This is a genomic window from Paenibacillus sp. cl130 (assembly GCF_900116035.1).
Taxonomy (GTDB): Bacteria; Bacillota; Bacilli; order Paenibacillales; family Paenibacillaceae; genus Paenibacillus; species Paenibacillus polymyxa_B.
In genome coordinates, this window is sequence record NZ_FOYG01000017.1 from 19935 (window position 1) to 27893 (window position 7959).

Consider the following 7959-nt stretch of genomic DNA (forward strand, 5'->3'; position numbering starts at 1 on the left):
TTTGTCTAATAAATCATGATTATTTACTACAGATAAAACATGTTATGGCTGACTGTTCTCCGAGGTTCCATTCGCAGAAGAATCTGCGCCGTTATGAGGATTTGTTTTATCCTCCGCAGCTGCATTGTCCCCGGTCTTAGCGTCAGAGTCTCCACTTTGACTGCCTTGCCCCTCCTGTGGCCTCTCCTGCCCCTTTTCGCCACTACCAGAGGGGTTTGATTCATTCTCACTGTTCGGATTCGTTACAGCAGGCGTAGAAGGGCTCTCAATGTTGACCGTTGCCTTTAGTTGGCTAGCATTTCCGGCTTGCGTAATATATTTAGGCAAGCCTACTTTCAGAGTAACCTCGTGTTGACCAGCCGCGAGGCCACTTACATCTGCCACCAAACTAATATCATCATTGGTTAAATTGTTTACCATATCCTGCGGGCCCTTCACAGTAACATCCATCGTCTTGCCTGCGGGCGCTGTAACAGTCGCAGTCGCTCCATCTCCTGCACCTTGTAAAACGATTGGGATGCCTGACAGCGTCCGTTCCGTATCTGTGACTTCATTGGAAGGAACGACGGTCACCTGAATTTGTATTGACCCTGGCTCGATTTTATCAGAACCTGAGGGGGCTGCCAAATTAGCTTGAACTGCACGGGTCCCCGCTTCCGTAAATTGACTTAAATCCAATGTAGCCGTGACGTAAGAACTAAGGCTGCCCAATACATCCTGCGATGCATACACCGCCGCTTCTTTCACGTTTGCATTGACTTTAGAAAGCGCCAATCCGTCTGGCAACTCTCCGGAATATACAATCTTAACAGGCACAGATTTCGCCTGCTGAGTTACCGGAATTTCAACGGACACAGTGGATGGCTCAATGACCGCACCTGTAAGTTCCTGTCCCTTTTTGTTATAAGCCTTCAGTTTTACACGCTTCTGTTCAAACTTTTCTGAGATGCCATCCGTATTAACAGCCCCCTGAACGGCAGTGACGGTACTCAACTGGCTTTTGGGCAAGGTAACCTTCACGGTTTGAGGAGCAATCACAGGCTTACCAAGCTGCAATCCCGCATCTGGATTTCCTTGAGGAACTATAGATACATTAAATGATTTCGTTTGTTTTTCCTCAATCGTCACTGTAACACGGTTAGGAGTCATAGATACCAATTCCACCCCGTCCGGTAAATCCGGTTCGAGTGATAATGTTTTAGTGCCTGCTCCTAAGCCGTTTAAGTTTAGCTTTGCCTGATAATTATCCGCGAAAAAGGAAGTCAGCACAGAACGCTGTCCTCTAACTTCCATCTTTACATGGTCAGTATCCATGGTAGACAATACATATTTTGAATCATCCAGACCACTGGCCTGAATGGCCACATTATCAATCACTTTATTATTATAAGAAACGGTCAGCGTAGATGAAGGTGTACCTGTATCTAGATGGACCATTCCCCACAGCAGAACAGCAACCGCAAGCGCCAAAATCTTTGAAATCGTATTATTGTTAATCCATTTGTCCATCATGAATTTCCACGGCCTCCCCTCCGATTCCAGAATGAGCCGCGTTTTTCCTTCAAAGACGGTGTTGGCCGCAACTCCTCATACAGCTTGGAGATTAGGGATTCTTCCTTAATGTCGCGCACGACCTGTCCATTAATGGCCAAAGAAATTTGCCCTGTTTCCTCTGACACCACGACAGTTACGGCATCCGTTACCTCACTCACCCCAATCGCAGCACGGTGACGGGTTCCCAGCTCCTTGCTGATGAACGGATTTTCCGATAATGGCAAATAACAGGCCGCAGAAGCAATCTGTTTATTTTGAATAATCACCGCACCATCATGCAGAGGTGTATTAGGAATGAAGATGTTAATTAGCAGTTCAGAACTGACTACAGCCTGTGTCTTGATACCAGACTCTGTATATTCGTTTAGCCCTGTCTCACGCTCAAATACGACCAAAGCTCCTATTTTCCTACGTGATAAATAATTCAGCGCCTTAATCATTTCTCCGATTAACTTGTTAATCTCTTCATCATCCGCAGACGAACGCCCAAATAGTTTGCCACGCCCCAACTGTTCTAGTGCACGACGCAACTCAGGCTGAAAAATAATAAAGATAGCCACCACACCAAAGGTGAACATCTGGTTCATCAACCACTTGAGGGTATACAAATCAAACCAGGTACTAACCGCCCAAATGACAACCAGAAACAGAATCCCTTTCAACAATTGAACTGCACGCGTTCCGCGAACAAGTAAAATAAGCTGATACATAATATAGGTTACGATCAAAATGTCGATAATATCTTTAATGGACTCTTTCCAAGTCAGGTCCGCAAAATAATCCAACATGCGCATGCCCCCGCAATTTTCTGTAGTGAGTGGGTGTAATATGTACACAGTATGCTCTCTCTATCTAGGTTATAACGATCAGGCTCACGTTGCAAGCTGTGTGACAAAAGAACCGCTAAAATCAGTAAAATACAGTACAATTCGCCAGCTTCATATACAAAAAAACGCCTTTTCCAGCGGAAAGAGGCGCTCGATATCGTCCTTGCCATTTCAAGCTTCTTTTATGGAGAAGAGGGTCCCCCGAATAAATCAGTAACCTTGTACCAAATCCAATCCAAGGTTTGATCAATACTTTTAACCTGTCCTGCAATATGAGCGGTGGACGCTTGATAATAAGAACCATCAATTACAGTTACATTTCCTTCCACATCGCCGTATACACGGGCTTCACCATTTTGCACTGTTAGATCTCCGGCAATGGATTTCCCTTCAGGCACAATCACAGTATCACCCTGAATAACGACTTGATCCAGTTGGCTTCCTTTGACTACCAATTGATGGTCCGTGCTAGAAAAGCTGGCCATGCTTGAGCATATAACAATAAGGAAGAAGGCAGCGGCTGTTACAGCGGGATGCCTTTTCACCCACGTCAGCATAGGCACCGCAGTCTGTCTTTTATGCGGTGGCAAAGCATTCATAATGCGAAATGTCAGCTCATCCGATACACACGGCACTTGATGATAGCGTGTACCGTAAAGCATCGCATCCGTCCGCTCCAGCTCTTTAAAACGCATGCGGCATTCCGGGCAGTCTAACAAGTGCTGTTCCAACTCATGTTTGTCCTGCTCAGACAGGTCGCCATCTAGATAGTCATGCATAAAAGAGACGGCTTGTTTGCAATCCATATGAGCCAATCCTTTCTAATATTCTTCCGTGTTTCTCAACATAACATGCTCCGGCTTAGAAACTTTGCTCATCTTACATACGTTACAACGAGCATTATGTTTCATAAAAACATCTACGCAGACTCTTTTCCTAGAATCTATGCGCATGATCTATAGCTTGTGCTCCAGTTTTTTGCGCAGAAAATCCCGGCCCCTGTGTACTCTTGTCTTAATCGTGGTGACTGGGAGATTGAGCACATCGCTGATTTCCTGTAAGGAAAGCTCCTGCAAGTACCGTAAAACCATAATCGTCCTATATTTATCCGGAAGGCTGTCAATGGCGTCATGAATTAAAGCCTGCGTTTCGGACAGAAGCGTACTCCCCTCAGGGGTAAGCTCTTCACTGGCGAGCATGGCGTACCCATCGACACCTTCCTGATCATTCATTTCAGCATCAAGTGAGTATGTAGGTTTTCTCCTTCGCAGACGATCAATGCACAGATTTGTAGCAATTCGATAAATCCAGGTTGAGAACTTCTGTCCATGATCGTATTTTTCCAAATTACGATACACACGCAAAAAAGTTTCCTGCACCAGATCCTCCGCCTCATGGCGATTACCTAGCATCCGGTAGGAAAGATGAAAAATCCGATCTTTATATAACTCGACTAACTCCGCAAAAGCTCGCTGATCACCTTTCTGTACCAGCCTCACCAAGCGGCTTTCCATATTATCCACTCTATACTCCCCCAGACTTGCTGATGGGTTACTTACTACATGTTTATGATTATTCATCGTAGTTTAATTTTATCCGGAAATCAACTGTAGTATTGTTACTAACTGCAAGCACACCTGCCATCAATATACAAACAGCACAATCGGGCACCCCATGAGTACCCGATTGCCTGTATTCGTACAACCACACTATATCAGCCCGTATTTCTTAAGCCTGCGGCAATTCCGTTAATCGTCAACAATACCTCACGCAGCATTTCAGTGTCATCACCGTTCTGATCCCGCAGCTCCCGTAGCTCACTTAGCAATTGAACCTGCAAGTAACTTAACGGATCAACATAAGGATTACGCAACCGGATAGATTCCTGAATAACCGGCACGTCGTCCAAAATCTCGGATTGTCCGGTTATTTTCAAAATCAACTCAGATGTCAGCTTGAACTCCGCTGAAATCTGTCCGAAAATGCGCTGCCGGGCCTCTTCGTTATCCGACATCCCAGCGTACTCTTCTGCAATCAGTAAATCCGCTTTAGCGATTGCCATTTGCAGTGTATCAATAAGTGACCGGAAGAAAGCAGAGTCCCTAAACATCGTTTGCAGCACTTTAAGGTTATCCTCATTGTTTTGATAGAAGCTTTGCAAACCTGTTCCAGCCGCATACCACGCAGGTAATAAGTAACGGCTTTGTGTCCATGCAAAAACCCATGGAATGGCGCGCAAGTCCTCAAAACGTTCGCTGTTCTTACGCTTGGACGGACGAGATCCAATATTCAGCTCGCCCACCTCAGGCAACGGTGTAGATTCTTTGAAGAAGTTGAAGAAATCTGGATCTCGGAAAATCAAATCCTGATACTTATCCAGTGATACTTGGGAAATGCGGGCGATAATCTCCTCCCAGCTCTCCTCAAACACTTCCTTCTTCCCGGAACGATGATATGCCACAGCCGTAATCAGCGCCGATGTTGCCTGCTCCAAGCTCCGGTACGCGATGCCTCTAAGCGAGTATCGGGATGATAGTACTTCGCCTTGCTCCGTAATCTTGATTCCGCCTCCAATCGTATGAGGAGGCTGAGCCAAAATACTGCGATTAAGTGGCATTCCACCACGACCCAGCGCACCTCCACGACCGTGGAAAAACTTCACTTTTACGCCAAACTCATTAACTACTTCCGTAATGCTATTCATAGCGACCCGAAGTTCCCAGTTCGCTGTAACCACACCGCCATCTTTATTACTGTCCGAGTATCCCAGCATAATCTCCTGAAGCTGGTCCATCGCAGCCACAGATTGTCGATATACAGGCAAGTTCATCAATCTTCTCATAATATCAGGTGCAGCATGCAGATCATCTATCGTTTCGAACAAAGGGACGGATTGCAGCGTACAGATAACAGTACCATCCTTCTCGATGCGGAACAGGCCTACCTCTTTGGATAAGACCATAACCTCCAGTAAGTCACTGGCTCCCTGAGTCATACTGATCAAGTAGCTTGTAATGGACTGCTTGCCGAATTCCTCCTGAGCCAAATAAATCGTACGATATACGTCAAGACATTCCTGTGTGCTATCGCTATATTTTAAATACGGTGAAGTAATCGGACGAGGTTCATTCAGCAGCTTTTCCAGCAGATTTATTTTTTCTTCTTCTGACAGCTTACTGTAATCCGACACAATATTCATTTTAGAAAGAATTTCAGTCATCGCATTTTCATGTTCTTGACTATGCTGACGCACATCCAGCGTAGCTGTATGGAATCCAAACAACTCTACCTGGCGAATCATCTTTTGAATATATGTGTTTGCTACATAATCGGCAAAATGATGACGCAGGCTGTTATCAATAACATTTAGGTCTGCAATGAGCTCTTCCGCAGAATTATAACGCTCATTGGTGCCCTGTTTGCTTTCATCCAGGATGTTGTTCACTTTAGCAATCATAAATGCTAGTTTAATGCGATAAGGCTCTTTTTCGTTATGCCATACTTCCATCTTTTTAAGTGTAATGTGTGTACGGTCTTCTTCAATAGAAGCCAGCAGATCATCGGAAACTCGCACAATGCTGGTGCTGAAACTCAAGTAACCCATGAGTTCCTTTAACGTGTGCTGATATTCTCTCAAAGCCAACTTGCGCTGCATACGTAACGTTTCCCAAGTCACATGAGCTGTCACAGACGGATTGCCGTCTCGGTCTCCACCGATCCAGGAACCAAATCTCAGATAAGTGGGTATGTGCCATTTTTGTTCGGGATAATATTTGTCCAAACATCGTTCCAATTCTTGGTACACATCTGGGAGTACATGAAACAAGGTCTCGTGAAAATAATACATTCCATTTCTTACTTCATCTAATACAGTTGGCTTGCGATCACGTAGCTCATCTGTCTGCCACAGCGTAATTACTTCGTTTAGCAGATTCTCCCGTACCTGTTCCCGCTCACGCAAGGTAAGCATCGGATTATCCAGCAGCATGACGTCCTCGGAAATGCGCTTGTGGATATCAAGTATTACTCGTCGTGTCGCTTCTGTAGGATGTGCGGTCATGACCAGCTCCAAAGAGAGCTCATTCAGCAAATTGCTAACGTCCTCAGCGGAGAAGCCCCCTTGTTTAAGCTCCTGAACGGAACTTTCAATGGAACCGGGCTGAACATCTTCACCAGCCGAATGCTCATAATCCCGCTTACGGCGAATACGATGGTTTTGCTCAGCGATATTCACCAACTGAAAATAAATCGCAAACGCGCGAATAACCTGGTGACGAATATCCGTATCCAGTCCGCTGACCATTTGTTTGAAATTCTCATACAACTCCGGCTGATACCCGGCACGTAACGATTTACTTGTCTCACGTATTTTCTCCACGATATCCAAAAGTTCGTTGCCACCCTGATGAACCAAAACCTCACCAAGAATATTCCCTAGAAAACGAACGTCCCGCCGTAGCAGATTGTTGGATTGGTTTTTGTTAGCGGTTAACGTAAGCTCAGTCATGCTTTTCCCCCCATCTGATCTGTTCCACACCATATACAGTTATAGCAAAGGTACGTATACACACGAAATTTGACACTTTCTTAACATCATACAATAAAAACGCATGAAAAGCTGCAAAATTTACAGTAAAAAATCATCTTTTTGAATTACTTCTTTCGAGAAAATATTGGATTGTTATGAATAAATATGAAATTAATAAATAGAAATGAATGTATATACTAGTGATGCGTGAAACATTATGCACAGTCTCTTATAAAGAGTGTGTTTTTAAAGGTACAAATTCATGCGACATAGTGTGTATATGTTTATTATTTGTTGACAAAGTCAACTCCATTAGCCTTCTATCCACAAAGATATACACAAATTAGCCATTTTCTCAGTGTTTCTAAGGTATTTCCTCTTTAACACTTCGCTTTTTACCCACATAAATAAAGGGAAATGTGCACAACCCAAGAGCAACTGTTGAGTTATCACCATGAATTCGTACCATAATAGCTATAGGATTCCTATATTTAAAGGATTTGATCACGAAATTAGCCTTACTGCAGGAGAAAGGGGTACGTTAGAGGGGAAATTCGGGATCTAGGTGTCAAAAGTAACAAGAGCCTATGTACAATATGCACAAGTCATCCCCAACTGTGCATGACAGGAGACATAATTACACTAGCTTATATACATAGAAGTAAATGTAATGTGGACAAAATAAAAAGAAGCCTTTCGGCTTCTAGGTAATCGGTAAGCGGGTGATGGGAATCGAACCCACGCTATCAGCTTGGAAGGCTGAAGTTCTACCATTGAACTACACCCGCAAAATAGTATCGGGATGACACGATTTGAACATGCGACCCCCTGGTCCCAAACCAGGTGCTCTACCAAGCTGAGCTACATCCCGATATAATTTTTTTAAAAATATGGCGCGCCCTGAGAGATTCGAACTCCCGGCCTTTTGATTCGTAGTCAAACGCTCTATCCAGCTGAGCTAAGGGCGCAAATATGGAGCGGACGACGGGAATCGAACCCGCGACCCTCGCCTTGGCAAGGCGATGCTCTACCGCTGAGCCACGTCCGCAA

At 44.6% G+C, this 7959-nt stretch carries 5 protein-coding genes and 4 tRNA genes; all 9 read right to left on the minus strand.

The window, feature by feature from the left end; genetic code table 11:
• Positions 1-42 precede the first annotated feature (42 nt).
• Complete coding sequence (locus tag BM358_RS25885) at positions 43-1512, minus strand: CdaR family protein (protein WP_028542644.1); 1470 nt, start codon at positions 1510-1512, stop codon at positions 43-45.
• Positions 1509-2342 carry a diadenylate cyclase CdaA gene (gene cdaA / locus BM358_RS25890; RefSeq protein ID WP_013312127.1) on the minus strand — a complete coding sequence of 278 codons (834 nt, stop codon included), beginning with the start codon at positions 2340-2342 and terminating at the stop codon, positions 1509-1511. The genes BM358_RS25885 and cdaA overlap by 4 nt, the downstream gene beginning before the upstream one ends.
• Positions 2343-2563: 221 nt before the next feature.
• Positions 2564-3187 carry an anti-sigma factor gene (locus BM358_RS25895; RefSeq protein ID WP_013312128.1) on the minus strand — a complete coding sequence of 208 codons (624 nt, stop codon included), beginning with the start codon at positions 3185-3187 and terminating at the stop codon, positions 2564-2566.
• A gap of 150 nt (positions 3188-3337) precedes the next feature.
• Positions 3338-3904, minus strand: a complete 567-nt coding sequence (gene sigW / locus BM358_RS25900; RefSeq protein WP_016818747.1) for an RNA polymerase sigma factor SigW — start codon at positions 3902-3904, stop codon at positions 3338-3340.
• A 191-nt stretch (positions 3905-4095) separates the two neighbouring features.
• The gene (ppc, locus tag BM358_RS25905; RefSeq protein WP_028542643.1) at positions 4096-6888 is read right to left on the minus strand and encodes a phosphoenolpyruvate carboxylase; all 2793 of its coding nucleotides are present in this window, start codon (positions 6886-6888) and stop codon (positions 4096-4098) included.
• A gap of 738 nt (positions 6889-7626) precedes the next feature.
• Positions 7627-7697, minus strand: a tRNA-Gly gene (locus BM358_RS25910).
• A gap of 9 nt (positions 7698-7706) precedes the next feature.
• Positions 7707-7780: transfer RNA gene (locus BM358_RS25915), tRNA-Pro, on the minus strand.
• Between the two features lie 20 nt (positions 7781-7800).
• A tRNA-Arg gene (locus BM358_RS25920) sits at positions 7801-7877 on the minus strand.
• 5 nt (positions 7878-7882) lie between these two features.
• Positions 7883-7957 (minus strand) — tRNA-Gly (locus tag BM358_RS25925).
• Positions 7958-7959 lie beyond the last annotated feature (2 nt).